Consider the following 24,838-nt stretch of genomic DNA (forward strand, 5'->3'; position numbering starts at 1 on the left):
TGTCGCGGGCTTCACCAACCTGGCCGCATCTCAGACGTGTTCCTCGCCTGTTCGGCGTGACATCAATCGCGCCTGAAGAACGACGACGATCAGCAGGAAGCCGCCGCGGATGACGGACTGCCAGTAGGCCGAAAGGGAAATCCACCCGAGGCCGTTCTCGAAATTAAGGATGTTGAACACCATCGCGAGCAGAAGGGCGCCCGCAAGCGTCGCCCCCACCGAGCCCGAACCGCCTGTCAGAAGCGTACCCCCGACGACTACGGAGGCGATCGCGAAGAGTTCCCAGCCGACCCCTTCGGTGGGTTGGCCGGCTCCGAATTGCGAGGCGAGGATGACGCCTGCGAGCCCCGCCAGCGCGCCGGAACCGACATAGACGGCGGCGAGCGTCCGCCTCACCTTCAGGCCCATCAATGCGGCTGTAGCTTCGCCGTCGCCGATCGCCAGCACATGGCGGCCGACGGGCAGACGTTCGAGCACCAGCCAGCCTGCGACATAGACGAGAAGGGCGACCCAGGCGGGAATCGGAAAGCCAAGGAAGTCGTCCTGGCCGATCGAAGTGAAGCCGCTGTCATAGGAAACGGAGACCGACTGGTTTCCCGCAAGCAGCAAGCCGGTGCCATAGGCCGCAAGCATGGACGCGAGGGTCGCGATAAACGGCTGGATGCGCATGACAGTAACGGTGAAACCGTTCAATGCTCCGACGGCAAAACCCGCCGCAATGCCGCCGAAGAGACCTGCGGCCCAATGATAGGGCGACAGAAGCGCGGCGACGACGCTCGCCATGGCCGCGGTACCGCCGACGGAGAGATCGATTCCCCCGGTTATGATGACGAAGGCCATGCCCAGCGCGATCAGCGCGAACATGGAGTTGTAACGCAGGAAGCTCAGGATGTTGTATTGCGACAGGAAGTTCTCGTAACGCAGCGCTCCGAACAGGATGAGGCCGAAGAGCGCCAGAATGACGCCGAGGCGGGCCATATCGCCGGGGGACTTGAGGGCAAGAGCCTTGAGGACTGAATTCATCGGCATTCTCCCTCACGACTTTCCGGCGCGCTGCTGGATGAACACCGCAAGTAAGATCAGTGCAGCCTTGACGATCAAGGCAGCCGCGTCCGGCACGCCATTGGCGAGCAGGGTGTAGCGCACCAGCTGGATGACAAGGGCGCCGATCACGGTGCCGACGATGTTTGCCCGTCCGCCGGTCAGAAGCGTGCCGCCGACCGCGACTGCGGCGATCGCGTCGAGCTCCATGCCGAGGCCTACGAGGTTCGCGTCGCTTGCGGAATTGCGCGCGACGACGATGAGGCCCGCCACCCCGGCAAGCGCGCCGCTGATCATGTAGACGAGCAGTTTGACGCGGTGGACGGGTATCCCGGTCAGACGGGCCGCCTTCTCGTTGCCTCCGACCGCTATGACCTGCCGCCCGAACACCGTGTAGCGGATTGCCGCCCAGGCGATCGCGGCGATCGCAATCATTAGGATCACCTGGGCGGGAATGCCGGCGACACGCCCCAGGGCGATGAACTGGAACCCTTCGTTCCGGAAGACCTGCAGGTTGCCGTTGGTCATCACCTGGGCGATGCCGCGGCCTGCGATGAACAGCACGAGGGTCGCGATGATCGGCTGGATGGCGAAACGGGTCACGAGCAGACCGTTGAAAAGACCGAGCAGCCCCGTGGCGACGACCGGCAGAACGAAGGCCAGCGCCACGGCGACGGGCATGGAGGAGACCGGAAACAGCGTCCCCATGAAGATCATCGGCGCAAGCGCGCCGCCGATCGCCATCAGTGAGCCGACCGAAAGATCGATGCCGCCGGTGGCGATCACGAGCGTCATTCCGATGGCAACGATCACGATCGTGGCGACCTGGGTGAGATTGACGTTGAGCGTCTGCAGCGACAGGAAGTTCGGAGTGAAGACGACGTTGAACAGGATCAGGGCCAGGAAGGCGGCGACTGTGCCGTAACGTCCGGCGAGCGTGAAGAAACGTTTGCCGGAGGGGACGGTGCCTGCGGTCGCCTGTGTCTCGATCGTCGTCATGCTATTCCACCTGATGTGCCATGGCGGCAAAGAGGGCGGCCTCGCTCAATTCCTTGCGCGGCAGCACGGCGACCGAGGTTCCGTCGCTGAGCACGGTCACCCGGTCGGCCGCCGCCAGCAATTCCTCCAGTTCGGACGAAATCATCAGCACGCCGAGGCCTTCGTCTGCGAGCCGGCGCAGGAGGCGCAGGATTTCGGATTTGGCGCCGATATCGATACCGCGGGTCGGCTCGTCGACAATCAGAAGCTTGGGATCGGTACAGAGCCAACGCCCGAGCAGGACTTTCTGCTGATTGCCGCCGGAAAGTTCCTTGATAGGCTGGTCGGGCGAGGTGCATTTGATGGCGAGCGCCGTGATGTAGCGCTCGACGATTTCATCCTGGCGGGCGCGATCGACGATGCCGGCGCGGGCGAGCTTCGGCAGAAGCGCGAGCGTCATGTTTTCGCGGATGCTCATATCGGGAATGATACCGTCGACCTTCCGGTCCTCGGCGACGAGCCCGATACCGTCGGCAATGGCGTCCGCGGGCTGGCGATAGGCGCGGGCTTCGCCATTGTAGCGAATTTCGCCGCGCTGCAGCCGGTCCGCGCCAAAAATCAGGTTGGCCGTTTCGGTTCGCCCGGAGCCGAGCAGGCCGGCAAGCCCGGAGATCTCGCCTTCGCGCACCGTAAGGCTCACATCCCGCACGCGAACGCCAGCGCCCGCATTCCGGACCGATAGCCGGACCGGTCGCTGCGCGCCCTCGTCCGCGTCCTTGGCGATCGCTTCGAAGGCCGCGAGTTCTTTGCCCAGCATATGGCGCACCAATGCGAGCTTCGGCATGTCCGCCATTGCGGCGGTCGCCACGGTCTTGCCGTCACGCATGATGGTGACCCTGTCGCAAATCCGGTAGAGCTCCTCGAGACGATGGCCGATGAAGACGACGGAAACGCCGCCGCGCTTGAGCGTCCTTATGGTGTCGAAAAGAATGCCGACTTCCCGCTCGTCGAGGGAAGAGGTCGGTTCGTCCATGATGACGAGGCGTGCCTTCTGCGTCACGGCGCGCGCGATAGCGACCATCTGCCGGGTAGCGGCGCTGAAGCCGGCGACAGGTTGATCGACGTCGATTTCCAGATTGAAGGCCCGCAGGACGGCGGCGGCGCCATCGCGCATCGCGCGCCGGTCGATCAAGCCGAAGCGGCGGGGTTCGCGCGACAGATAGATGTTCTCGGCGACGGAGCGCTGGGGGGCGAGGTTGATCTCCTGGTAGATCGTCGCGATGCCGCGGGCCTGGCTCTCCGCCGGCATGCTGAAGGATACGCCCTCTCCCGCAAAGACGACCGCACCCTCGTCGCGCCGGTACGCGCCGGTCAATATCTTGATGAGGGTCGACTTGCCCGCGCCGTTCTGACCGACGAGTGCCATCACCTCGGCTTCCCCGACTTCGAGAGAAGCCGCACGAAGCGCCGGAATGCCGTTGAACGATTTGCAGATGCCCTGCATGGACAGAAGCATAAGTCCTCCCGATGCCGATCTGTCTTTATCGCGGCCGATTTCGCAGCGATTGCGGACTTCGCCAACCGACCGAACGATCCCGCCGGTTGGCGAAGAATGTCAGTAGGCGTTGGCGAGTTCGGCAGCCGCGTTTGACGAGTCGTAGAACTTGTCCTCGTTTATGACCATGGGATCGATCTTCTCGCCCTTGGCGTAACGCAGCATCGTCTCGAAGGCCTTGGGTCCGAAGCGTGGGTTGCACTCGACCACCGCAGCGATCTTTCCGTCGATGACCGCCTGAACCGCCTCCTTGCCGCCGTCGATCGACAAGACCAGCACATCCTTGCCCGGGACCTTGCCCGCCGCCTCTATTGCCGCAATGGCACCGATCGCCATCTCATCATTGTGGGCATAGACGATGTCGGCATCCGGGTGCGCCTGCAACAGGGCCTCGGCGACCTGCCGGCCCTTGTCGCGTGCGAAATCGCCCGACTGAGAAGCGACGATCTCGAAGCCGCCTGCCGCCTTGATCGTCTCGTCGAAACCTTTCTTGCGGTCGTTGGCCGGCGACGAGCCGGTCGTTCCCTCGAGCTCGATGATCTTCGATTTGCCGTTGGCATTCTTGACCAGCCACTCGGCGATGCGCTTGCCCTCTTCTATGAAATCCGAGCCGATGAAGGTCACGTAGTCCTCGCCAGCCTTGGCAAGCGACGGATCGACGCTGCGGTCGAGCAGGATGACGGGAATGCCGGCCTTCTTGGCGGCCATGACGGCGGGGATCAACGGCTTTTCTTCGCGCGGCGCCAGGAAGATCAGGTCCACGCCCTGGGCGATCATGGAGTTGACGTCGGCCACCTGCTTGGCCGCGGACCCGGCGGCGTCCGTATAGACGAGTTGATGGCCGAGCTTCTCAGCCTCGGCTTTCATGCTGTTTGTCTGGGCGATGCGCCAGGGATTGTTGGATTCCGTTTGCGCGAAACCGACCTTATAGGTCTCCTTCTGCGCCAGTTTTGGCAGTTCCGCGAAAGCGACGGTGCCGGCGATGGCGATTGCGCCGGCCGCCGTGGCCGCAAGCATGAACGCGCGACGTGAAATCCTGTTCATCGTGTTCTCTCCTCCCGGTTTGCCGGTACTCCTCCACCGGCTGCGAGCAACTTTATGCTTCACACGGGAAAACCTTGCGCTAATATTATTAGCAGTCAAGGCTAAAGTTATTAGCACATGCACAAATTGAATGCGGCGTTGCAGCGCCGGACAGGGGAACGAAATGGCAAAGGGCAATGGGGGCGATGCGTCGCCTAAGGAAGCGGGCGGCGGCCGGCCGACCATGACCGACGTGGCGCGCATCGCCGGTGTCTCGCAATCGAGCGTTTCCCTCGTGCTCAATGAAATGTCCGGAGCCCGCATTTCGGCCGAAACAAGGGCGCGCGTGCGCGAAGCGGCGCGCAAGATCGGGTACAGGCTGCCGAATACCCGTCAGGATCTCGCCCGCGCTCCGGCGATCGAAAAGGATACGATAGCCTTCATCGTAGACGAGATATCGACCAGTCCGCACCCGGTGGTCAGCCTCGACGGAATTCGCGACTACGCCTTCGAACAGGGCCTGCTCGTTTCCGCTCACGCGACCCGTTCCAACCCCGACCTGGAGAGCGCCGTGCTGCGCGCCGTATTGCGCGATCCGACAATCGCTGGAGTGATTTATGCGACGATCTTCACACGAAAGGTGAGCGTGCCGCGCGAACTGGCAAGCGTCCCCACCATCCTGCTGAACTGCTATGCCGAGCCGCGCCAGCACATGGCGATCGTACCCGGAGAGGTCGCCGGAGGCTTCGCGGCGACGGCGCATCTGACTTCCCTCGGACACCGGCGCATCGGCTTCATCAACGGCGAACCTTGGATGGATGCGGCAATCGATCGGCTCAAAGGCTACAAGCAGGCGCTGGCCACCGCCGATATCGCCTATGACGAATCGCTGGTGCGCAATGGCGACTGGCTTCCCTTGCGCGGCTACGAGGCTGCGCTCGAGCTGCTTGCCATCGACAATCCGCCGACCGCCATCTTCTGCGGCAACGACCTGATGGCGATCGGGGCGCTCGAAGCAGCTTCGGAGCGCGGGCTTCGCGTGCCGCATGACCTTTCGGTAATGGGTTACGACGACCAGGAACTCGCCCGCTACACGCATCCGCCGCTTTCGACGCTGGTGCTGCCGAACTACGAAATGGGCCAGAAGGCGGCGGAAATGCTGATCGACATGGCGATACACGGAAAGAACCCGCGCCCGATGACGATCAAGGTGGATGGCCCTCTGGTAGAACGGGGAACGACGGCAGCCATCCCCGAGAGGATGGCTGGACGTGCTCTTGCGTTGCGCGAGGGGTGAGGCGGCGTCGAAGTGGGTTGAGGCTACGCACTTTCGGACGGAAAGCCGCTAAACGCTTTTCCTGGAAGTGGTCTATTTCAGGAAATCGGCGCGGTGCGGCGTGAAGCTGTCGATCAGCCGGCCGGCCTCCAGCGCCTTTACGCCATGGACCACGCCCGATGGAGCAATGAAACTGTCGCCGGTGGAAAGAACCTGCGTGCGCTCGCCGACGGTGACTTCGAACTTGCCCTCTGCGATATAGCTCCCCTGCACATGAGGGTGTGAGTGGAGTGCGCCGATTCCGCCTTTCTCGAAGGCGAATTCGACCAGCATCAACTCGTCGGTATGCAGGATCACCCGACGCCGATTGCCCTGTCCAAGGTCTACCCATTCGCCTTCATCGCCACGGGCAAAAAGTTTCGTATCCATCATCTTCTTCTCCTATCTGGCGAGCCAGCCGCCGTCGACCGGAACGACGGCGCCATGCATGTAGTCGGAGGCCGGTGCGAGCAGGAAGACCGCCGCATCGCCGATGTCGTCCGGCGTGCCCCAGCGCCCGGCGGGGATACGTTCCAGAATGGAGGCGCTGCGTTTTTCGTCGGCGCGCAGTGCTTCCGTGTTGTTGGTGACGACGTAGCCGGGGGCCACAGCATTCACATTGATGCCCTTGGCAGCCCATTCGCATGCCAGCAATCGGGTGATGCCGAGAGCTCCGTGTTTGGATGCGGTATAGGAAGCGACGCGGATGCCGCCCTGAAATGACAGCAGCGAAGCGATGTTGACGATCTTGCCGCGGCTTTCCTCGGCAATGATCCGGCGCCCGAAAGCCTGACTGAGGAAGAACAGCGAACGCAGATTGACGTCGAGGACATCATCCCAGTCGGCTTCGGTGAAATCCACCGCGTCGGCGCGACGGATGATTCCCGCATTGTTGACCAGGCCCTGCAGCGGGCCATGCGCGTTCCACAACCCGTCGATGAGGGAACGTGTGGCTTCGCGATCGGCAAGATCGGCATGGGCCGGGATGAAAGTTCCGCCGGCGTCGGTGACCTTCTTTTCGGTCTCGTCCATGGCGGAACGGCCTACACCGATGACCGTGCCGCCCGCCCTGGCGATCGACACCGCGATACCCTGTCCGATCCCTGTATTGGCACCGGTGACGACGACACGGCGGCCCGCAAGGCTGAAGCGCGACGGTACGCTCATCGCAGCGTCTCCATCGGCACCATCTCCACATCGGTATAGTCGATATTGTCGCCGGCCATCGCCCAGATGAAAGCGTAGTTTGCGGTTCCGCAGCCCGAATGGATCGACCAGGGCGGAGAAAGCACGGCCTCCTCCCTGGCCATTACGATGTGCCGGGTTTCGCTCGGTTCGCCCATGAGGTGCAGGACGCGGGCGCTGTCATCGAGGTCGAAATAGAGATAGGCCTCCATTCGCCGGTCGTGCACGTGGCACGGCATGGTGTTCCAAACCGACCCCGGGGCAAGCTGAGTCATGCCGACGACCAACTGGCAGGTCTTCACGCCTTCGGGGTGGATGAACTGGAAGATCGAACGTTCGTTCGATGTGGCCGCACTGCCGAGGTCGAGCCGTTTGGCGTCCCCGATGCGGATATGGCGCCTTGGCAGCGCCTGGTGAGCAGGCGCACTGAGCAGGTAGAATTTGGCGGGCACGGCCGGGTCCTCGGACGAGAAGGTGACGTCCTCGCCCATGCCGGCATAGGCCATGTCGCGCGGCTCGAGGCGGAAGCTTTCGCCATTCATCTCGATACGGCCGGGGCCGCCGATGTTGACGGCGATGAGCTCGCGCCGCTCGAGAAAGCGCGCCGTACCCGTCGGACGGATGGTCTCGAGAGCCAAGGGCTTGTCGACCGGCATCGCACCGCCGACGATCATGCGGTCGTAGTGGCTATAGGTGAGCGAGATCCGCCCCTGCCGGAACAGATCGCCAATGTGAAAATTCGCACGCAAGGCATCGGTGTCCATGCGGGCTGCTGCTGCCGGGTCGACGGCGAAACGAATGGTGTAGTCGATATGGCTTGCGGTCATCGGCTCACGGTCCTTGGATTAGGGCACTTACAGGAAAAGTGTGTAACGGTTTCCGTCCAGGAGTGCGTAGTTTCAAGTGTTGGAACGTTCCGCTGCTTCGATAGGCAGCGAAAACGCTCTAGGGGTGGGCAATCAGACGCTGCGCTTGGCGGCGCCCCAGGCAGCCTGCTGTCCGCTCAGCCGGACACGGTAGCGTTCCTGGCTCGCGGCCAGATGGGCGCGCATGGCGGCGCGCGCCGCTTCCGGATCGCTTTCGGAAATCGCCTTCAGGATCGCCAGATGCTCGCGCTGGAGGCTTTCCTGATATTCCCGAGAAAGCACGCTTTCGGTGCCCCAGGGTGAGGCCACGTCGCAAGGGATAGCCCGCAGGCCCAGTGCATCGAGAACCTCGACGTAATAGGGATTGTTGGTCGCAGCCGCGATCGCCCGGTGGAAGGCAAAGTCGCTCTTTCCGGTTGCCTCGCCGCGCTCGAGCAGGCGATCGAATTCGAAGAAGGCCTCCTGGATCTGGGCCTCCTGGGCGCTATTGCGCCGAAGCGCAGCAAGACCCGCGCTCTCGATCTCGAGCCCCATGCGCACCTCGATGACGTTGAGCGCATGGGAGATCTTGTTGCCGACGTCGAGGCTGATCGAGCCGAAGGCAAGCGTCGGGTGGTCCATGACGAAGACGCCGGCACCCTGCCGCGGCTCCACGAGGCCGTCCGCGGCAAGGGTTGCAATCGCCTCGCGCACCACGGTGCGGCTGACGCCGAAGAACTCGCTCATCCGGCTCTCCGTCGGCAGCTTCTGGCCGGGTTGTATTTCGCCCTTCAGAACCTGCTCCCTGATTGCGTTCGCGACGCGCTCGGAAAGCTTCGGTTTGCGTTCGGTCAGAAGATCCATGCGGTGTGTCACCCTTTGAAGACGGCCGGCAGCCATAGAGAAAGGGCCGGAACATAGGTGACGAGCCCGAGGACGATCAACCCGGCCAGGTAGAACGGCCATATGCTGCGCATCGCCTCCCAGACGGAGATCTTCCCGACTGCACAGGCGACGAACTGCACGGCGCCCACAGGCGGCGTGTTGAGTCCGATGCCGAAGTTTAGGATCATGATGACGCCGAAATGGACCGGGTCGACGCCGTAGGCCATGGCGACCGGCAGGAAGATCGGGGTGCAGATGATGATGGTCGGGCCCATGTCCATGAAGGTGCCGAGGAACAACATCAGAACGTTGAGCAATAGGAGTATGATGATCGGATTTTCCGAGATCGTGTTCATCCAGTCGATCAGCGCTGCGGGCACTCTCAGGAACGCCATCAACCAGGAGAAGGCGGCCGCCATGCCGATGATGAGCAGGACCATGGCCGTCGTGCGCACGGCCGCGAAGGTTGCCTGGACGAAGTCCTGCCAGGTCATCTGCCGATAGACGAAGACGGTCACCGCAAGCGCATAGAGAACGGCGATGCAGGAACTCTCGGTCGCGGTGAACACACCCGAACGTACGCCCCCGAAGATGATTCCGATGAGCAGGAGGCCGGGCGTCGAAATCAGCAGGTAGCGCCCGACCCTGGCGAACCCGGGGAAGACCTCGGTCGGATAGCCGCGCCGGCGCGCAACGAAATAGGCGGTGGCCATCAGTGCGGCAGCGTAAAGGAGGCCGGGAAGGATGCCGGCGGTGAAGAGATCTGCGATCGAGATCTTTCCGCCTGCCGAGATCGAGTAGATGATCATGTTGTGCGAAGGCGGCAGCATCAGCGCGATCAAGGCCGCCATCGAGGTAACGTTGACGGCGTAGTCCGCGCCGTAACCGCGCTGTTTCATCTGCGGGATCATGAGCCCGCCTACAGCGGCCGCTTCCGCCACGGCCGAGCCGGAAATGCCGCCGAACAGCGTTGCGGTGACGATGTTGACCTGACCGAGCCCGCCCCGGATGTGCCCGACCAGTGAAGCCGCGAAGGCGACGATCTTCTGGGCGATCCCGCCACGCACCATCAGATCGCCGGCATAGATGAAGAAGGGAATGGCAAGCAGCGAAAACACGCTCATGCCGGAATTGAGCCGCTGAAAGATCACCAGCGGCGGCAGCCCCAGATAAAGAACCGTCGCGAAGGACGCGACGCCGAGGCAGAAGGCGATCGGCGTGCCGATCAACATCAGCAGCGTGAACACGCCGAAGAGGATCATCATGTCCATCGCGTCAGGCCCTTATTTCAGCAGTTTCGAGTTCGGCAGCAACCTCCGCCGGCGGCATTTCGTCGAGAAGGTCGTCGATCGGTTCCCCGGCAAGGCGGAGGACGATGCGCTCCAGCGCGAACAGGCAAATGAGGACGCCGCCCGCGACGAGCGGCACGTAGCTCCAGCCGCCGGAAATCTGCAGCGAAGGCAGGATGGTGTTCCAGGTTAGAGCGACGAGCTGCCCGCCATACCAGATCATGCCGATGCCGAAGGCGAGCGCGACGATATCGGAGATCATGCGCAGCCAGATCTTGCCGCCCTTCGGCACCACATAGAGCAGCACGTCGAAGCCGAGATGATAGTTTTCGCGCACGCCGACGGCGGCACCGAGAAAGATGAACCAGCTCATCAGCATGACGGCGCCGGGTTCGGTCCAGCTCGGCGAGTCGTTCAACACGTAGCGGCAGAACACCTGCCACGCTACGATGAGCGTCATCGCGACGAGGCCCACACCCGCCATCCAGAGCGAGAGAGTTCCCAGCCAGGAGAGGCCCCGGCCCAATTTTGCCAATCCGTTAGACAAGGTTTCATTCCTATCGAAAGGGACGGGCAGGCTGCTGCAGCGGCCTGTGCGCTAAGGCGCATGGCCACAGCGGGCCTGCCCGTCTGACTCGTCACTGTACTGCGCGTACGTCCTCGACCATCTTCTTCAGGACCTCATCGGTGACGTGCTTCTCGTAGACCGGCTTCATCGCATCGATGAAACCCTGCTTTTCGGGCGTGGTGATCTTCGCGCCGGCCGCTTCGACCTTCGCACGCGACTCCTTCACCTTGGCGGCCCAGAGCTCACGCTGCTTGGCAACACTGTCCTTCGCAGCCTGTTTGAAGATCTCCTGGTCTTCCGGCGTGAGCTTGTCGAAGGCGGCCTTGTTCATGACGAATACCTCCGGAAGGATGGTGTGTTCGTCGAGCGAATAGTTCTTGGCTACTTCGAAATGCTTGGCGGTGTCGTAGCTTGGAAAATTGTTTTCCGCGCCGTCGATGACGCCCGTTTCGATTCCCGAATAGACTTCGCCGTAGGGCATCGGGGTAGCGTTCGCCCCGAGTGCTGCCACCATGTCGACGAAGATGTCCGACTGGATGACGCGGAACTTCAGGCCCTTCATGTCCTCAACCGTATTGATCGGCTTCTGCTTGTTGTAGAAGGAACGCGCGCCCGCGTCATAGAAGGCAAGCACCACCACTCCGGCGCCTTCGAAGGCCTTCTTGATCTGGTCGCCAATCGCGCCGTCCATCACCTTGTGCATGTGCTCTTCCGAACGGAAGAGGTAGGGCAACGCCGGAACGATCGATTCCTTCACCGTTCCGTTGAAGGGCGCCATCGATACGCGGTTCAGTTCGATAACACCGGAGCGCACCTGCTCGATCGTGTCCTTTTCCTCTCCGAGCTGCGCGGAGTGATAGACCTCGACGGAGTAGCGGCCGGCCGTGCGCTCCTTGACCAGTTCGCCGAAATACTTGACCCCTTCGACCGTCGGATAGCCGTCCGGATGCGTGTCGGACGAGCGCAGCACCGTCTGAGCATTGGCTGCATTGCCCATGAATGACGCGGCGACCAATAGACCCGCCGCCAGTTTGACCAGGATTTTCATGCTTTTCCTCCCGTTGCATGATGTGAATTCTCAGAGCCGGTACGCCTCCTTCGCGAGACCATAGGCAAGGTCCCGCGCAAGCTCGTACGCCTCATCCTCCCGCAGGCGATGTTCCGCGACCAGACGCGCGAGAAATGCGCAGTCGACCCGGCGCGCGATGTCGTGGCGCGCGGGAATGGACGGAAACGCCCTTGTGTCGTCGTTGAAACCGACGGTGTTGTAGAAGCCCGCCGTCTCGGTGGTCATCTCACGGAAGCGTCGCATACCCTCCGCACTGTCGTGGAACCACCATGCGGGTCCGAGCTTCAGCGCCGGATAGACCCCGGCAAGCGGCGCAAGCTCGCGCGCATAGCTCGTCTCGTCCAGCGTGAAGAGAATGACAGTCAGATCGCGCTCGAGCCCGACCGCGTCGAGCAACGGTTTGAGCGCGGTCACATAGTCCGTGCGGGTCGGAATATCGAAGCCCTTGTCGCGGCCGAACTTTGCCAGAATCGCGGGCGAGTGGTTGCGGAACGAGCCCGGATGAATCTGCATTACGAGCCCATCGTCCAGACTCATCTTCGCCATCTCGGTCAGCATCTGCGCCCGGAACAGGCGCCGCTCGTCGGCATTCGCCTTGCCCAGCCGCACCTTGTCGAAGAGTGCCGCGGCCTCGGCTTGCGGAAGGTTGGCCGTGTCTGCGGTCGCATGGCCGTGATCCGTCGAGGTCGCGCCGAAATCCTTGAAATAGGCGCGGCGTGTGCGGTGGGCGTCCAGATAGCCCGACCACGTTCCGGTGTCGGCGCCGGTGATATCGCCGAGCTTATCGAGATTGGTCGGGAAACCCTGGAAATCCGGATCGACCACCGCGTCGGGACGGTAGGCGGGGACGACCCGTCCTTTCCAGCCGCTTTCCAGGATCTTCGCGTGCCATCCCAGATCGTCCAGGGCGCTGTCGGTCGTGGAGATCACCTCGATATTGAACCGCTCGTAGAGCGCGCGCGGGCGATAATCCGGGCGCGTCAGGCATTCGGCGACGTGGTCGTAAAGTCGGTCCGAACTGGCTGCGGAGGGCAGTTCGTCGATGCCGAACAGCTCGGACAGCGTATAGTCGAACCAAAGCCGCGTCGGCGTGCCGCGAAAGAGATGGTAGTTCTCGCAGAAACGCCGCCAGATCGCGCGGCCATCCGTCTCGACCGGCGAACCGTCGAGCGCCGGAACGCCGAGCTCTTCCAGCCTGATGCCCTGGCTGAACAGCATGCGGAACACATAATGGTCGGGCACGATGAGAAGTTGGGCGGGGTCTGGGAAAGCTTCGTCCAGCGCATACCAGCGCGGCTCCGTATGCCCATGCGGGCTGACGATCGGCAGACCGCTTACTTCGGCATATAGCCTCCGCGCCAGCGCACGCGTGCGCTCTTCGGCCGGAAACAACAGATCTGGATCGATCAGTCCCCTCATTACTCTCCCGCTCCTCCAACAGGTACTCTATGGCTACGGCTTGTAAAATATATTGTCAACATACAAACTTCATGAAGTTGTATGATGACTTTCTTGCCGCGCATCGATGCAGGGTGTAGATCGAGATCCGGGGGAACTTTGGCTGAGGGGGTGATGGAATGAAAAAGACGCGCATCGGCGTGATCGGGCTCGGCATGGCGGCTGCGCCGCATGCCAAAAGCCTGCTGGACCTCAACGAGAGAGTTGAGGTCGCTGCCGCCTTCAGTCCCACGGCCGCGAGGCGGAATGCCTTTTCCGATTCCTATGGTTTCACGACTTGCGACTCCGCCGAGACGATCTTCCATGATCCGTCGATCACGGCCGTCATGATATTGACGCCGCCGAGCACCCATCTCGATCTGGTGCGGCAGGCTGCCGAAGCGGGCAAGCATGTGCTTCTCGAAAAGCCGCTGGAGATCACGCCGGAGCGATCGGAAGCCCTGGTGACGGTGGCAGAGCGCGCCGGGATAAAACTCGGCATCGTGCTTCAGCATCGCTTTCGCACGGTCAGCCAGGAACTTGCGAGGCTCATCGATGAAGGCCGCCTCGGCCAAATCGTCAGTGCTTCGGCCCGGCTGCACAACTGGCGGCCGCAAAGCTATTACGATCAACCGGGCCGGGGTACACGGGCTCGCGACGGCGGCGGCGTGCTTCTCACCCAGGCCATACACACGCTCGACCTTCTCGTTTGGCTCGCTGGCCTGCCGGAAGAGGCCAGGGCCTATGCGGCGACGAGCGGGATCCACCGCATGGAAACCGAAGACCTCGCGATGGCAGCGATCCGCTTCTCCGGCGGCGCGATCGGGACCGTGAGCGCGACCACCTGCGCTTATCCCGGCTATCCGGACGAGATAGACATAATCGGAACACGCGGCATGGCGCGTCTGGGCGGCCGGCTTCTTGCCGTTTCCTTCCACAACGGAACGGAACTCTCAGTCGAGGACGAGGCCGCGGGTGGTGCCGGCGCCGATCCGATGGCATTCCCGCATCACCATCACCGTGCGGTCCTTGCCGACTTTCTCGGTGCCGTCGAAAGTAACGGCGAACCGCGCGTCAACGGGCGCGAGGCACTGAAGGTCCACCGGCTCATTGATGCGATTCTCGGCGCTTCGGAAAGCGGGCAGGCGCACCGCGTCTGAGCCGTCGCGTCCCGGAACAAGCTATTTTCCGCGGCGTTGGATATGCATGCAGCGAGGCGGAGGCCGGGTTCCGTCACCGGGCGGGCGTTGATTCATGGGTGCGAACGAAATCGAACTTGCCGAGAAGCTGGAGGCCGCGGAGCCGGGCAGGGGGCGTGCAGCCGATACGCCCGCTGATATCCCCGCCAAGGGGATGCGGGACGTCTTCTGGCGGGTGTTTTCCGAAATAGGCGAAGAGCGGGTCATGCTGATAGCCGCGGGTGTAAGCTTCTATCTTCTGCTGTCGCTCTTTCCTGCGCTGGGTGCCCTCGTCTCGATCTACGGGCTCGTCGCGGACCCATCCGAAATCGGCACCCATGTCGGTATCCTGCAGGCGCTTCTGCCGGCAGACTCCTACGGGCTGATCATGGACCAGTTGGAGACCCTGACGACGCAGAAGCCGTCCACTCTCGGCATCGGTTTCTTCGTGAGCCTGTCGATCTCCCTGTGGTTGGCAGCCAACGGCATCGCCGCCCTCTTCGATGCGATGAACGTGGCCTATGGAGAAAGAGAAAAGAGAGGCTTTCTGTCGAGAACCCTCCTGTGCCTCGCGTTCACCTTCGCGGCACTCCTCTTCGCGGTCGCGCTGATCGCGGCGATCGGCGTCGTGCCAGCCGTACTGGCCTATGTGTGGGTCGACCGTTGGGTCGAGCTCGTGACCCGAGCGGCGAGATGGCCCGCGGTACTGCTCCTCGTCACCTTCGGCACCATCCTCATCTATCGTTTCGGGCCGAGCCGCGAGCGGGCGAAACTGCGGTGGCTGAACTGGGGCGCGGTGTTCAGCACCTTGTTTTGGTTGGCCGCCTCATGGCTCTTTTCTTATTACCTGGAACATTTCGCCAACTACAACGCGACATACGGCGCTCTCGGCGCGCTCGCCGGTCTCATGACATGGGTGTGGATCTCGGTGATGATTCTCATCATCGGCGCACTCATCAATGCCGAACTCGAACACCAGACGGCGGTCGATTCGACGACGGGCAAGCCGCTCCCGTTGGGCGAGCGCGGTGCTCACGTCGCCGACACCATCGGCAAGGCGGCCGACTGATCAGCCGCAGCATGCGCCGGTTCGCATCGCAAGGAACAATCGCCGCTTCTTACGCATTTCAGGAAGACCGGGACTTGCGGTACTGGAGGATTATGCCATGGCAGATCGTGACCTCTTGGGTCTGGCGGCCAGCGCGAAGATCGGCGGGCATCCGATCCATCCGATGCTCGTTCCCTTTCCGATCGCGCTTCTTGTCGCAACGTTCATATGTGACATCGTTTATCTTGCGAACGGAAATTCATTCTGGGCAGACGTGTCTATGTGGTCGCTGGGTGCAGCCATCGTGATGGCAGCCCTCGCTGCTCTCGCCGGACTGACGGATTTCCTCGGGAATGCCCGTATTCGAGCGATCAACGATGCCTGGAAGCACATGATCGGAAACATTGTCGTCGTACTCTTCGCGATCGCCGGTTTTTGGCTGCGTTATGAGAACGGTTCCGTTGAGGCCGTCTGGCCCTGGGGCTTTCTACTGTCTCTCGTCACCGTCCTGCTGCTTCTCTACACCGGCTGGAAAGGCGGGGAGCTCGTCTATCATCATCGGGTCGGCATGGACCCCGAGGCTGAGGACGGCGCTGCCACGCCGTCCATGACAAGGCACAGGACGAAGCACATCTAAGAGGCCCTGTCGAGCCAGGCGGCAACCAGCCGATTTGCGGTTGCCGCCCGTATCATTCTATTCGCTGCGGTCGTAGAAGAACTGGATCCCAGGCGTGCCGTCCGTTTCGATGAACAGGCTCATGAAAGCGGGGACGGTTTCACTGCGCTTCCATTCCCTCTGCAGCCCGCAAAAGAGCTGGACGGCGCCGGCCTGCTCGACGCGACGCAACGCGGCGTCGTGCGCGGCAACCGACGTGCCGCCGACCGCATCCACCCGCACATAAACTTCATAGCCTTCCGCCAACGGATTGAATGCCGGGAAGGTCAGGCAAGCCTCGGTCCAGAGCGCCGTCATGATCAGCTTCTTGCGGCCGGGGTCGTCGACCGCCTTGCGGAATTCGACATCCTCCCAGCTGTTGATGCTGGTGCGGTGGTAAATCGGGTAGCCGTCCAGCGCTTTCGGAATATGCGGAACGGGCGGCTTGTTGAGCCCGGTCTGCACGTTGACCGTGGAATGAACGACCGGCAAACCGTTTTGCGGTCGCCCGGTCCGGTGCGGAAGTTCCACTCTCCGCCAGGTAGAGACGGTGCGGGCGCGTCAGCCGTCCCAGCTCCGAAAAAGCCCATGTCCGTGGGATTGAAGGTGTCACCGCAAACATTGCCCGCAAAAGCTTTGCGATCTCCAACGTAGCGTCCTAACAATAGAACGATGAAAGACTTGAACGACCTCTATTACTTCGTCCAGGTGGTCGACCACGGCGGCTACGCCGCTGCCGTGCGCGCCAATGACATTCAGAAGTCGGAGCTCAGCCGGCGCATCCAGCAATTGGAAGAACGGCTGGGTGTGCGACTGCTAAACCGGTCTTCCCGTCGCTTTTCCGTGACCGAGATCGGACGCGAATATTATGATCGCTGTGTCGCCATGCTGGTCGAGGCCGAGGCGGCCGACGAGATGATCGCGCAAGTCCGCTCCGAGCCGCGCGGCATCGTCCGCGTGAGTTGCCCGGTGGCGCTGATCAACTTCGCTGCCGACGATGATGGTTTGGCGCCAGGTCGAATCGGGCCAACTCGTTCACGTCCTGCCGGACTGGCGCCCACCCGCCGGCATCGTCCATGCCGTTTTCCCTTCGCGCCTCGGACTACTGCCTTCAGTGCGGCCACTGCTTGATTTCCTGGCGGCGGAATGCGCCGAGGCGAGGAAGCGGGCTGTCGTCTAGGGTGGTTCCACGGAACATTTCCGCCCGTTCAGCCATTCTACAAAGCTCAAGGGCGAGGTCTAAGCTTTGGATCAACCACCAGTTCGACCGGACGGATTGCAGATCGAAGAGCATCGCGCTTTTCAGGAGTCTTTCTGGAAAGTAGAGCGCGTCGCATGGATTGTTTTTGGCCTGACGTTGCTTGCCGCCGTCCTGGGCGTTACGGGCTCGCGGGGCTGGCTTCAGAGACAAGCCGTGACGTTCGCCGGCGGCTCTGTCGATGTGCCGCGTTTCAGCCGCTGGGAGGCGTCCGACACGCTGAACGCGTCATTGGCCGGCGGCGGGAACGAACGTCGCCTGATCTTGTCGCCTGAATTCTTCAGGAGCTTTCAGGTGGAGGACATGGATCCGCCACCGATCGCCGCCGAAGCAGGCAATGAAGGGCTGGTATACCGCTTCCGGTCCGCTTCGCGACAGCCCCTTGTGCTGACTCTGCACCTTCGCGCCCAAAGTCCGGGTGTCGTTTCCTATCGAATAGGCATGGATGACGAGCCAGCGCAGGCAGTGCGAACGATCGTCTGGCCCTAGAGCGGGATGAGGAAAAGTGTGCGCGGTTTTCCGCCCGCATCCCGCTCTAACTTTTTGGAATCGGTCACGTTAATGCTTTTAGGTCGACCCGACCTAAAAGCATCGTGATCTAGGAGATACGTCATGGACTCCGTCGTTCGCGGTATTACGATCTATTTTATACTCCTTGCCGCGCTCCGGCTTTCCGGCCGGCGCACGGTTGCTCAGATGACGACCTTCGACTTCGTGCTGCTGCTCATCATCGCGGAGACGACCCAGCAGGCCTTGCTTGGCGACGACTTCTCCATTGTCAACGCAACATTGCTCATCCTGACGCTCTTCGGCGTCGATATCGTTCTCTCCTACCTCAAGCAATGGTCGCCGAAGATCGCTCTGTTCCTCGACGGAACGGCGACGGTGCTCATCGCAGACGGCAAGGTCGACGAACGTGCCTTGAAAAGAGCCCGGGTCAACATCGAGGACATACTTGTCGCCGCCCGGGAGCAGCAGGGCCTGGCTCGCCTCGACCAGATCAAATTCGCGGTTCTCGAGGCCGACGGGGGCATAAGCATCATACCGAGATGACGCGGGGCTCGGTTCCGGAAGAGGGCGAAATGACATCCTTACTATTTCGATCTCACCGTGCAACGGTACTCCCCCTTGACACAAGCGATCTTGGGTGAGGAGCACTCGGCCACTCCGCCGGTCAACGAACAAACAGAGCATTGGTCATTAAACTCGAGGCAATCGGGATTGGCATCAACGAAATTCTTCATGCCAAGGCTTTGCCTTCGATCTTCTCTCTTTTCGTGCTGCATATTCCCAGCGCTTGCCGGAAGATACGGAATAGCCGCAAACAAAAATATGCCGGTTATTCGCAGCGTCGCAGGTTTCATGATCCAGCTCTTCTAAATCCGAAAACGCACGACGAGAGCATGGAGCACTTCTTATGAGAAAATAAGCTGCGCCGTGAAATAAGGGTTTCACATCGCGATGCCGAATAGCGGAGAATGCAAGGAACAAGCCAACGCTTAGCGTGTTCGAATGCCATCCGCGATCGCCCGCCGGTAAGGCCGATCAGGGGCACGGCGAACTTTCGAACGCGCGAGGACAATCAGATGAAATCCGGTGACGCAAAGAGGGGAACCGACGAACAGGCACAAGAAGCGGGCAGGGGACGCGCGGCCGACAGCCCGGGCGAAATTCCCGCGAGGGGCCTGCGTGACGTCTTCTGGCGCGTGGTTTCGCAGATCAGCGAGGACAGGATTTCGCTCATTGCGGCCGGCGTCACCTTTTATGTGCTCCTCTCCGTATTTCCAGCGTTGGCCTCGCTCGTTTCCATCTACGGTCTCGTTTCCGATCCGGCCACGATCGCAGAGCAGGCTACGTTGCTCGCGGCCGTCCTTCCGGCCCAGTCGCTTCAAATGATGACCGATCAATTGGAAACCCTGTCGTCCCAGAAAACCTCCAGCCTGAGCTTCGGCTTCATAGCCGGACTGCTCTTCGCGCTCTGGAGCGCACGCAACGGCGTGGGGGCGCTCTTCGAGGCGATGAATATCGCTTACGACGAGACCGAAAAGCGCAGCTTCATCCGGCTGACTCTATTGAGCATCGGCTTCACGCTGGCCGGTTTGATCCTGACCGCCGTCCTCATCGCGGCCATCGCGGTATTGCCGGCAGTGCTGGCCTTTCTCCACCTGGAACTGGAAGGTCTTCTCAGATTCGTACGCTGGCCCGTGATGCTGTTGCTCATAGCGGCGGGCATCACCCTGATCTATCGCTACGGTCCGAGCCGGGAGCCAGCCAAACTCAGGTGGCTTACCTGGGGTGCGGCCCTGAGCACGATCTGCTGGCTCGTCGCATCCCTGGCGTTCTCGTATTACATCGACAATTTTGCGAACTACAATGCCACGTATGGCGCTCTCGGTGCGCTGATCGGCTTCATGCTCTGGATCTGGATATCAACCATGATCGTCATCATCGGTGCTGAACTCAATGCCGAGCTGGAACATCAGACGGCGAGGGATTCAACGACAGGGCGGCCCAAGGAGCTCGGGAAGCGCGATGCCTATGTCGCCGACACGGTCGGCGACACCGAGGATTAGATCGCGGATTATTGCTGTTGCTCCGGTGATCCCTGTTCCGTAGCCCTCGGCAGAGTAGCGGGCGCGACATCGGTCTGCGGCGGCTCCGGAGGCGTGGTACCAGCTGCGGGAGGAGCGGCCCCTCCGGCTGTTCCTCCTGTCTCACCCGCCGGTGGGCTGGCTTCGCTGGTGACCGGGCTATCCCTCTGACCGTCCGTACCGACAGGGCCCGGCGTCACCCTGCCGTCGGCTCCGGCGACGCGCCAGACGGTGTTGCCGGCGTCGTCGGCAACGAGCAGCGCCCCGGTCCCGTCGATCGCTACGCCGACCGGACGACCGCGTGCCTGATCGCCTTCGATGAAGCCGGTCACGATGTCCTGAGCCTTTCCGGCCGGCCGGCCGTTTTCGAAGGGGACATAGACGACCTTGTAACCGTTGAAGCTGCTGCGGTTCCAGCTCCCGTGCTCGCCTATGAAGGCGCCGTTGGCGAAGGGCTCCGGCAAGGCGGAGCCGTTGGAGAAGACCAGACCCAGGGCGGCGACGTGGCTGGAAAGGGCGTAGTCCGGCGGGATCGCTTTCTCGACCATGTCCGGCCGCGGCGGATGGACCCGCTCGTCCACATGGGCGCCGAAATAGCTCCATGGCCAGCCGTAGAAGGCGCCTTCCTGCACCGAAGTCATGTAGTCCGGCACGAGATTCGGCCCCAGTTCGTCACGCTCGTTGACGACCGTCCAGAGCACGCCGGTCTCGGGATGGAAGATCAGCCCGTTCGGATTGCGCAGGCCGGACGCGAAGACGCGGGCCGCACCCGTTTCCCGATCTACCTGCCAGATTGCAGCACGGCCTTTCTCGGCCTCGAGCCCGCGCTCGGCTACGTTCGAGTTGGAGCCGACGGAGGCATAGAGGTAGCGCCCGTCGGGGCTGAGGGCCAGGTCCTTGGTCCAGTGATGGTTGATCGGGCCACCCGGAAGCGGCGTAAGAACCCGCGGCTCGCCGGTGATCTCCGCCTGCCCGAGCTGGTAGGGGTAGGCAAGGATTGCATCGGCTGCCGCCACGTAAAGCGTTCCGTCGTGCCACGCAACTCCGAAAGGAGAATGGAGCCCTGTCAGCAGGTCGTGGCGTTCGTCCACCGTTCCGTCGCGATCGGTGTCGCGGAGCAGCGTGATCAGGTTGCTTTCCTTTTCGGGTCCGGCACCACCGCCATGGGCCATGGACATGACCCAACCTCGGATCATGTCCTTCGGACGCTCTATCGGCTTGCCCGAGGGTTCGCGCGATTGAACGACGAGAACGTCGCCGTTCGGCAGCGTATGGACGGTCCTCGGATTGGCAAGGTCCTTCGCGTAGGCGGCAATGACGAGATTGTCGGGAACGCTCGGTGTCTTGCCGTCCTGCCAGCCGACGACCTCGGCGACTTTCATGTCCGGCAGGAGCTCCGATGTCGGTTCCGGCAGGACCGGATCGGGGCCGATCTGCTGCGAGACATCGAAATCCGCGCCGTCATCGCTGCAGCCTGCGAGCGCCAGGAGGAGAAGGCCGGTTCCGATGAAGAATCTTGCACCCAAGAAGGCAGAGCTATTCATAACCGCTCACTCCGGATTGCCTGCGATAGAGGGTGGCGCGGCCAAGCAAAGCGAAGAGGATCGTCAGAAGCACCGTCGCCGCGGAGAGGATCAACCCGTAGGGCACCACAGCCGTCCAGCCATCGGCGGCATGGACGAGGTTGTTGACGAAGGCGAGGCCGAAGACGAGGATGTAGCCGACGACATGGAGCCAAACCGCCCCTTGCCTGCGTCGCTCCCTTCGAAACAGGAACTCCAACACACTGGCTAGACCGGCGATCACGCCGGCGATGATACCGGCAAAGAGCAGCCAGGCGGAGAAGTTCTGCCACATGAGATGTCCCGTCTGCCAGAAGGCGATATCAGTCAGAAGGGCGAGCGTAAAACAGACGACTGGAAACGGCACGAGCAACGAATGGACCGGGGTGGTGACGGTCGCGGCAGTCGATGCGGAATTCAGGCTCATCGGTGCCTCCTGTTCGGTCGACGGTTGAAACCTCGGGCCTGCCTATTTGTTCCGTGAGCGGTCCGCGTCGGGTGGTTCGGCCGGCTTCGCAACCACAGGAGGTGCGGATTGGAACCATGAAGCACCCCAAACAGTTTCGCCTTGCGACACGGTCTTTCGATGCCGTGTTTCGACCGGCCGCCTGCGCCGGCGACCTTTCTGAAACCTGACCGTCGCGGTCTTGGTCAGCCGCTCGGAGGAGGGGGAGTGATGGGGCCGTTGGCGACGCATATGGCAGTGCATATCCTGCTGATGAACCTCGCCGCGCCCCTGGCTGCATTCGCCGTGACGCGGGTTCGGCTGCAGCGGCGGGAAATCGCCGGGTGGGCCCTGGCGCTTGCGACATTTGCGCAGATCGCCGCCCTCTGGGCCTGGCATGCGCCGCCTTCTCTCAACCGGGCACTGGAATTTCCCACGGTTCATTTGCTGATGAATGCCAGCCTGTTCCTGACCGCATTCCTATTCTGGCGGGTGGTCCTGCGTCTTCATGGTCAACGCTCCTGGCAACCGATCGTCGCCCTTCTGATAACCAGCAAGCTCTATTGTCTTCTCGCCGTGCTCTTCGTCTTCGCGCCGAGAGCGCTCTACCCCGCTTTCGCTGCATCCCACGCGGCGCATGCGACCGGAGCCGTGAACGCCACTTTGGCCGATCAGCAGCTCGCGGGGCTTATCATGCTGGTCGCCTGTCCGGTGACCTATGTTCTCGCAGGGATCGTGATTGCTGCGCGCTGGCTTCTGACGATGGAGAAAGACGAGGCCGGATCCAGAACAGGTGCAGCGGCGTGGACCTGAGAAACCTGCACTGGACGGCCGTTGCGAAAATCGTCGGGCTCGGCGCCGTGCTGCTCGTGGCCGCGGGCGTCGTGTTCGTCTGGTCCGGGGTCTACAACGTCGCGGCCTCCAAGGACCATCTGCGGATTACGACCTGGATCCTGACGTTGATCCGCGAACGATCGATCGCCAACCGAAGCTTTACGATCGAGGTTCCGCCGCTCGATGACGACGGCATGATCCGACTTGGGGCATCCCATTTCGAAGGTGCGTGCGTAGCGTGCCACAACCGCCCCGGCGAAGAGATAAACCCGATCGTCAGCGGCATGCTGCCCCCGCCTCCGGATCTGATGGACATCGGCAAGCGCCGCCCGCCGGAGGAGATCTTCTGGATCGTCAAGCACGGCCTCAAATATACCGGCATGCCCGCATGGCCGAATACGCGGCGCGACGACGAGGTCTGGGCCGTCACGGCATTCCTCGCGAGCCTGCCCGCAACGGCAGGCAATTATCGCGAACTGGCAGGCCTCACGCGCAGCCAGGCCAGTAGCGATGAGCGATCCGTGGGCGGCAGCGCATTGACCGCCTGCGGGCGCTGCCATGAACGCGAAGGCACAGGCACGAACGGCGACCGTATCCCGCGGCTCGCGGGGTTACCGGAAGCCTATCTCCTGCGCAGCCTCCAGGAATATGCGAAGGGGACCCGCCCGAGCGGTGCCATGGAGCCGGTCGCCGACCTTCTGTCGGAGGACGCCATGCGGGAGCTGGCAGCGTATTATTCCGCGCTTCGGCCAACCGCCGGAAATCAATCGGCGCCTCCTGATCCCGAGCAACTCAGGCGTGGCGAAGCCATTGCCAATCGCGGCATCGCGCATCAGGGCGTACCGGCCTGCCTGAGCTGCCATTCCGGACGTCAATCGCAGCAGTTTCCGGTGCTCGCCGGCCAGCATGCCGAGTACATACAGGAGCAGATACGGCTCTGGCGGCGCGGAGGGCGGATCGGGACCCCTTATGGGAGGATCATGACGGCGGTTGCCGGCGCACTGGACGAGGCGCAGATCGAAGACGTCGCCGCCTATCTGGGTTCACTGCCTCCGGGAAGCGCCACGGCTCCGATGACGGAGGTGAACCGATGAGGCTCGCCCGATATTTCGCGGCGGCGAGCGCTCTCGCGCTGCAGGGCTGCGCCGGACTGCAGTCCGCCCTCGATCCTTCCGGCGCGGAAGCCGAGCGCATCGGCACGCTCAGTTGGCTGCTGGTCCTCTTCTCGACCGCCATTCTCGTCGCGGTCTGCCTGATCACGGCGGTCGCGCTTTTCGGCGGTGAGCGCTGGCGTGCCCGCATCGCGGGCGAAAGGATAGTCATCGGGGGCGGGCTCGTTTTCCCGATCCTGGCTCTCAGCGTCCTGCTGATTTACGGCTTCTACCTTATGTCACCTGGCACCACCGAGGCCCGCTCGCAGGGCGCATTGCGCATCGAGGTCGTGGGCGAGCGCTGGTGGTGGCGGGTGACCTATGTGGACGAGGCCGGACGCCGCATCGAGAGCGCCAACGAAATCCGGCTGCCTGTCGGGCGGCCGGTGGAATTGGAACTGACATCGGCAGACGTTATTCACAGCTTCTGGGTGCCGCGGCTCGCCGGAAAGCTCGACATGATTCCCGGCCATACCAACACGCTGACGCTTCAAGCGACGAAGGCCGGTATCAGTCGCGGCCAATGTGCGGAGTATTGCGGCGGCCCGCATGCCTTCATGTCCTTTTACGTGATCGCCATGCCGGAAGACCAGTTTTCGTCCTGGCTCGCAGGCGAAGCCGGCGACGCCTCGGCTGCGAAGCCGGATCAGGCCGCAGGGCAGGCGCTTTTCCTCTCCTCCGGCTGCGCCGCATGCCACCGGGTCCGCGGCACGGATGCCCGGGGTACGATCGGCCCCGACCTCACGCATGTGGGCAGCCGGCACTCGCTTGCCGCCGCGACGCTCGAAAACGACGTCGCCGCCTTCGTCCGCTGGATCCGCGACGGCCAGCACGTGAAGCCGGAAAATCTGATGCCGCCATTCGAAATCTTCACCGACGACGAATTGCGGCAGCTCGCCGCCTATCTGGACCAGTTGAGGTGACCT

At 62.4% G+C, this 24,838-nt stretch carries 25 protein-coding genes and 1 pseudogene; 11 read left to right on the top strand and 15 right to left on the bottom strand.

Annotation, left to right across the window (positions count from 1 at the left end; translation table 11 throughout):
* Nucleotides 1-30 precede the first annotated feature (30 nt).
* The 4 genes from JOH52_RS19515 to JOH52_RS19530 all read right to left on the bottom strand — a co-directional run bounded on the left by JOH52_RS19515 (nucleotide 31) and on the right by JOH52_RS19530 (nucleotide 4,618).
* Nucleotides 31-1,023: an ABC transporter permease gene (locus tag JOH52_RS19515; RefSeq protein WP_164855800.1), complete on the bottom strand. Its 993-nt coding sequence runs from the start codon at nucleotides 1,021-1,023 to the stop codon at nucleotides 31-33.
* A gap of 12 nt (nucleotides 1,024-1,035) precedes the next feature.
* Nucleotides 1,036-2,040, bottom strand: coding sequence for an ABC transporter permease (locus tag JOH52_RS19520; RefSeq protein ID WP_017268521.1), 1,005 nt, complete (start codon nucleotides 2,038-2,040; stop codon nucleotides 1,036-1,038).
* Nucleotide 2,041: 1 nt separating this feature from the next.
* Complete coding sequence (locus JOH52_RS19525; protein WP_010975768.1) at nucleotides 2,042-3,535, bottom strand: sugar ABC transporter ATP-binding protein; 1,494 nt, start codon at nucleotides 3,533-3,535, stop codon at nucleotides 2,042-2,044.
* Nucleotides 3,536-3,634: 99 nt separating this feature from the next.
* Complete coding sequence (locus JOH52_RS19530) at nucleotides 3,635-4,618, bottom strand: ABC transporter substrate-binding protein (RefSeq protein WP_010975769.1); 984 nt, start codon at nucleotides 4,616-4,618, stop codon at nucleotides 3,635-3,637.
* A 163-nt stretch (nucleotides 4,619-4,781) separates the two neighbouring features.
* Here JOH52_RS19530 and JOH52_RS19535 point away from each other — a divergent pair, with 163 nt between their 5' ends.
* Nucleotides 4,782-5,894: a LacI family DNA-binding transcriptional regulator gene (locus JOH52_RS19535; protein ID WP_014530406.1), complete on the top strand. Its 1,113-nt coding sequence runs from the start codon at nucleotides 4,782-4,784 to the stop codon at nucleotides 5,892-5,894.
* Between the two features lie 72 nt (nucleotides 5,895-5,966).
* Here JOH52_RS19535 and JOH52_RS19540 read toward each other — a convergent pair whose 3' ends face one another.
* The 8 genes from JOH52_RS19540 to uxaC all read right to left on the bottom strand — a co-directional run bounded on the left by JOH52_RS19540 (nucleotide 5,967) and on the right by uxaC (nucleotide 13,172).
* The gene (locus JOH52_RS19540) at nucleotides 5,967-6,305 is read right to left on the bottom strand and encodes a cupin domain-containing protein (protein WP_010975771.1); all 339 of its coding nucleotides are present in this window, start codon (nucleotides 6,303-6,305) and stop codon (nucleotides 5,967-5,969) included.
* A gap of 9 nt (nucleotides 6,306-6,314) precedes the next feature.
* On the bottom strand, nucleotides 6,315-7,079 hold the full coding sequence (kduD, locus tag JOH52_RS19545) for a 2-dehydro-3-deoxy-D-gluconate 5-dehydrogenase KduD (protein ID WP_013850663.1): 765 nt from the start codon (nucleotides 7,077-7,079) through the stop codon (nucleotides 6,315-6,317).
* Nucleotides 7,076-7,924 (bottom strand): 5-dehydro-4-deoxy-D-glucuronate isomerase, encoded by an 849-nt coding sequence (kduI, locus tag JOH52_RS19550; protein WP_013850662.1) that lies wholly within the window; start codon nucleotides 7,922-7,924, stop codon nucleotides 7,076-7,078. Before kduI ends, kduD begins: the two co-directional genes overlap by 4 nt.
* A gap of 132 nt (nucleotides 7,925-8,056) precedes the next feature.
* Entirely contained in the window at nucleotides 8,057-8,806 is a 750-nt protein-coding gene (locus JOH52_RS19555) for a FadR/GntR family transcriptional regulator (protein ID WP_003532444.1), read from the bottom strand.
* A gap of 8 nt (nucleotides 8,807-8,814) precedes the next feature.
* Complete coding sequence (locus JOH52_RS19560) at nucleotides 8,815-10,098, bottom strand: TRAP transporter large permease (RefSeq protein WP_010975774.1); 1,284 nt, start codon at nucleotides 10,096-10,098, stop codon at nucleotides 8,815-8,817.
* Nucleotides 10,099-10,102: 4 nt separating this feature from the next.
* Nucleotides 10,103-10,663 carry a TRAP transporter small permease gene (locus JOH52_RS19565; RefSeq protein ID WP_013850661.1) on the bottom strand — a complete coding sequence of 187 codons (561 nt, stop codon included), beginning with the start codon at nucleotides 10,661-10,663 and terminating at the stop codon, nucleotides 10,103-10,105.
* A 91-nt stretch (nucleotides 10,664-10,754) separates the two neighbouring features.
* A complete protein-coding gene (locus JOH52_RS19570) occupies nucleotides 10,755-11,732 on the bottom strand; it encodes a TRAP transporter substrate-binding protein (protein WP_003532439.1) in 978 nt (325 codons plus the stop codon).
* Between the two features lie 30 nt (nucleotides 11,733-11,762).
* Complete coding sequence (uxaC, locus tag JOH52_RS19575) at nucleotides 11,763-13,172, bottom strand: glucuronate isomerase (protein ID WP_015243043.1); 1,410 nt, start codon at nucleotides 13,170-13,172, stop codon at nucleotides 11,763-11,765.
* A 158-nt stretch (nucleotides 13,173-13,330) separates the two neighbouring features.
* On the opposite strand from uxaC, the gene JOH52_RS19580 reads away from it, so the two are divergent.
* From JOH52_RS19580 to JOH52_RS19590, 3 genes are all read left to right on the top strand, one after another.
* On the top strand, nucleotides 13,331-14,350 hold the full coding sequence (locus tag JOH52_RS19580; protein WP_017272129.1) for a Gfo/Idh/MocA family protein: 1,020 nt from the start codon (nucleotides 13,331-13,333) through the stop codon (nucleotides 14,348-14,350).
* A 94-nt stretch (nucleotides 14,351-14,444) separates the two neighbouring features.
* Nucleotides 14,445-15,437, top strand: coding sequence for a YihY/virulence factor BrkB family protein (locus tag JOH52_RS19585; protein ID WP_010975778.1), 993 nt, complete (start codon nucleotides 14,445-14,447; stop codon nucleotides 15,435-15,437).
* A gap of 97 nt (nucleotides 15,438-15,534) precedes the next feature.
* Complete coding sequence (locus tag JOH52_RS19590; protein WP_010975779.1) at nucleotides 15,535-16,053, top strand: DUF2231 domain-containing protein; 519 nt, start codon at nucleotides 15,535-15,537, stop codon at nucleotides 16,051-16,053.
* A 57-nt stretch (nucleotides 16,054-16,110) separates the two neighbouring features.
* On the opposite strand, the gene JOH52_RS19595 is transcribed toward JOH52_RS19590, so the two are convergent.
* On the bottom strand, nucleotides 16,111-16,563 hold the full coding sequence (locus JOH52_RS19595) for an isochorismatase family protein (protein ID WP_017267602.1): 453 nt from the start codon (nucleotides 16,561-16,563) through the stop codon (nucleotides 16,111-16,113).
* Between the two features lie 180 nt (nucleotides 16,564-16,743).
* Between JOH52_RS19595 and JOH52_RS35125 the strand changes: the two are divergent.
* The 4 genes and pseudogenes from JOH52_RS35125 (at nucleotide 16,744) to JOH52_RS19615 (ending at nucleotide 19,902) form a co-directional block, all read left to right on the top strand.
* Nucleotides 16,744-17,251 (top strand): annotated as a pseudogene (locus JOH52_RS35125) (LysR family transcriptional regulator).
* Between the two features lie 66 nt (nucleotides 17,252-17,317).
* Nucleotides 17,318-17,818: a hypothetical protein gene (locus JOH52_RS19605; RefSeq protein ID WP_010975783.1), complete on the top strand. Its 501-nt coding sequence runs from the start codon at nucleotides 17,318-17,320 to the stop codon at nucleotides 17,816-17,818.
* Nucleotides 17,819-17,941: 123 nt separating this feature from the next.
* Nucleotides 17,942-18,382, top strand: coding sequence for a DUF421 domain-containing protein (locus tag JOH52_RS19610; protein WP_014527165.1), 441 nt, complete (start codon nucleotides 17,942-17,944; stop codon nucleotides 18,380-18,382).
* A 533-nt stretch (nucleotides 18,383-18,915) separates the two neighbouring features.
* Nucleotides 18,916-19,902, top strand: a complete 987-nt coding sequence (locus JOH52_RS19615; protein WP_015243039.1) for a YihY/virulence factor BrkB family protein — start codon at nucleotides 18,916-18,918, stop codon at nucleotides 19,900-19,902.
* A gap of 8 nt (nucleotides 19,903-19,910) precedes the next feature.
* Here the strand turns inward: JOH52_RS19615 and JOH52_RS19620 are convergent, their stop codons facing one another.
* Nucleotides 19,911-21,464, bottom strand: a complete 1,554-nt coding sequence (locus tag JOH52_RS19620; RefSeq protein ID WP_010975786.1) for a PQQ-dependent sugar dehydrogenase — start codon at nucleotides 21,462-21,464, stop codon at nucleotides 19,911-19,913.
* Nucleotides 21,457-21,909: a DUF2231 domain-containing protein gene (locus JOH52_RS19625; RefSeq protein ID WP_014527163.1), complete on the bottom strand. Its 453-nt coding sequence runs from the start codon at nucleotides 21,907-21,909 to the stop codon at nucleotides 21,457-21,459. Before JOH52_RS19625 ends, JOH52_RS19620 begins: the two co-directional genes overlap by 8 nt.
* A gap of 249 nt (nucleotides 21,910-22,158) precedes the next feature.
* Between JOH52_RS19625 and JOH52_RS19630 the strand changes: the two genes are divergently transcribed.
* Genes JOH52_RS19630 through JOH52_RS19640 form a run of 3 tightly spaced genes read left to right on the top strand, consistent with a single transcriptional unit; the run spans nucleotide 22,159 to nucleotide 24,835 of the window.
* A complete protein-coding gene (locus tag JOH52_RS19630; RefSeq protein ID WP_010975789.1) occupies nucleotides 22,159-22,740 on the top strand; it encodes a cytochrome c oxidase assembly protein in 582 nt (193 codons plus the stop codon).
* Nucleotides 22,731-23,855 carry a c-type cytochrome gene (locus tag JOH52_RS19635; RefSeq protein WP_017272127.1) on the top strand — a complete coding sequence of 375 codons (1,125 nt, stop codon included), beginning with the start codon at nucleotides 22,731-22,733 and terminating at the stop codon, nucleotides 23,853-23,855. The genes JOH52_RS19630 and JOH52_RS19635 overlap by 10 nt, the downstream gene beginning before the upstream one ends.
* The gene (locus JOH52_RS19640; RefSeq protein ID WP_010975791.1) at nucleotides 23,852-24,835 is read left to right on the top strand and encodes a cytochrome c oxidase subunit II; all 984 of its coding nucleotides are present in this window, start codon (nucleotides 23,852-23,854) and stop codon (nucleotides 24,833-24,835) included. Before JOH52_RS19635 ends, JOH52_RS19640 begins: the two co-directional genes overlap by 4 nt.
* Nucleotides 24,836-24,838: the final 3 nt, after the last annotated feature.

The organism is Sinorhizobium meliloti, from assembly GCF_017876815.1.
GTDB lineage: Bacteria > Pseudomonadota > Alphaproteobacteria > Rhizobiales > Rhizobiaceae > Sinorhizobium > Sinorhizobium meliloti.

Bases quoted from the DNA above. Each gene is read 5' to 3' on its own strand.
- JOH52_RS19515 (WP_164855800.1), bottom strand. From the start codon at position 1,023: ATGAATTCAGTCCTCAAGGCTCTTGCCCTCAAGTCCCCCGGCGATATG.
- JOH52_RS19520 (WP_017268521.1), bottom strand. From the start codon at position 2,040: ATGACGACGATCGAGACACAGGCGACCGCAGGCACCGTCCCCTCCGGC.
- JOH52_RS19525 (WP_010975768.1), bottom strand. From the start codon at position 3,535: ATGCTTCTGTCCATGCAGGGCATCTGCAAATCGTTCAACGGCATTCCG.
- JOH52_RS19530 (WP_010975769.1), bottom strand. From the start codon at position 4,618: ATGAACAGGATTTCACGTCGCGCGTTCATGCTTGCGGCCACGGCGGCC.
- JOH52_RS19535 (WP_014530406.1), top strand. From the start codon at position 4,782: ATGGCAAAGGGCAATGGGGGCGATGCGTCGCCTAAGGAAGCGGGCGGC.
- JOH52_RS19540 (WP_010975771.1), bottom strand. From the start codon at position 6,305: ATGATGGATACGAAACTTTTTGCCCGTGGCGATGAAGGCGAATGGGTA.
- kduD (WP_013850663.1), bottom strand. From the start codon at position 7,079: ATGAGCGTACCGTCGCGCTTCAGCCTTGCGGGCCGCCGTGTCGTCGTC.
- kduI (WP_013850662.1), bottom strand. From the start codon at position 7,924: ATGACCGCAAGCCATATCGACTACACCATTCGTTTCGCCGTCGACCCG.
- JOH52_RS19555 (WP_003532444.1), bottom strand. From the start codon at position 8,806: ATGGATCTTCTGACCGAACGCAAACCGAAGCTTTCCGAGCGCGTCGCG.
- JOH52_RS19560 (WP_010975774.1), bottom strand. From the start codon at position 10,098: ATGGACATGATGATCCTCTTCGGCGTGTTCACGCTGCTGATGTTGATC.
- JOH52_RS19570 (WP_003532439.1), bottom strand. From the start codon at position 11,732: ATGAAAATCCTGGTCAAACTGGCGGCGGGTCTATTGGTCGCCGCGTCA.
- uxaC (WP_015243043.1), bottom strand. From the start codon at position 13,172: ATGAGGGGACTGATCGATCCAGATCTGTTGTTTCCGGCCGAAGAGCGC.
- JOH52_RS19580 (WP_017272129.1), top strand. From the start codon at position 13,331: ATGAAAAAGACGCGCATCGGCGTGATCGGGCTCGGCATGGCGGCTGCG.
- JOH52_RS19585 (WP_010975778.1), top strand. From the start codon at position 14,445: ATGGGTGCGAACGAAATCGAACTTGCCGAGAAGCTGGAGGCCGCGGAG.
- JOH52_RS19590 (WP_010975779.1), top strand. From the start codon at position 15,535: ATGGCAGATCGTGACCTCTTGGGTCTGGCGGCCAGCGCGAAGATCGGC.
- JOH52_RS19610 (WP_014527165.1), top strand. From the start codon at position 17,942: ATGGACTCCGTCGTTCGCGGTATTACGATCTATTTTATACTCCTTGCC.
- JOH52_RS19615 (WP_015243039.1), top strand. From the start codon at position 18,916: ATGAAATCCGGTGACGCAAAGAGGGGAACCGACGAACAGGCACAAGAA.
- JOH52_RS19620 (WP_010975786.1), bottom strand. From the start codon at position 21,464: ATGAATAGCTCTGCCTTCTTGGGTGCAAGATTCTTCATCGGAACCGGC.
- JOH52_RS19625 (WP_014527163.1), bottom strand. From the start codon at position 21,909: ATGAGCCTGAATTCCGCATCGACTGCCGCGACCGTCACCACCCCGGTC.
- JOH52_RS19630 (WP_010975789.1), top strand. From the start codon at position 22,159: ATGGGGCCGTTGGCGACGCATATGGCAGTGCATATCCTGCTGATGAAC.
- JOH52_RS19640 (WP_010975791.1), top strand. From the start codon at position 23,852: ATGAGGCTCGCCCGATATTTCGCGGCGGCGAGCGCTCTCGCGCTGCAG.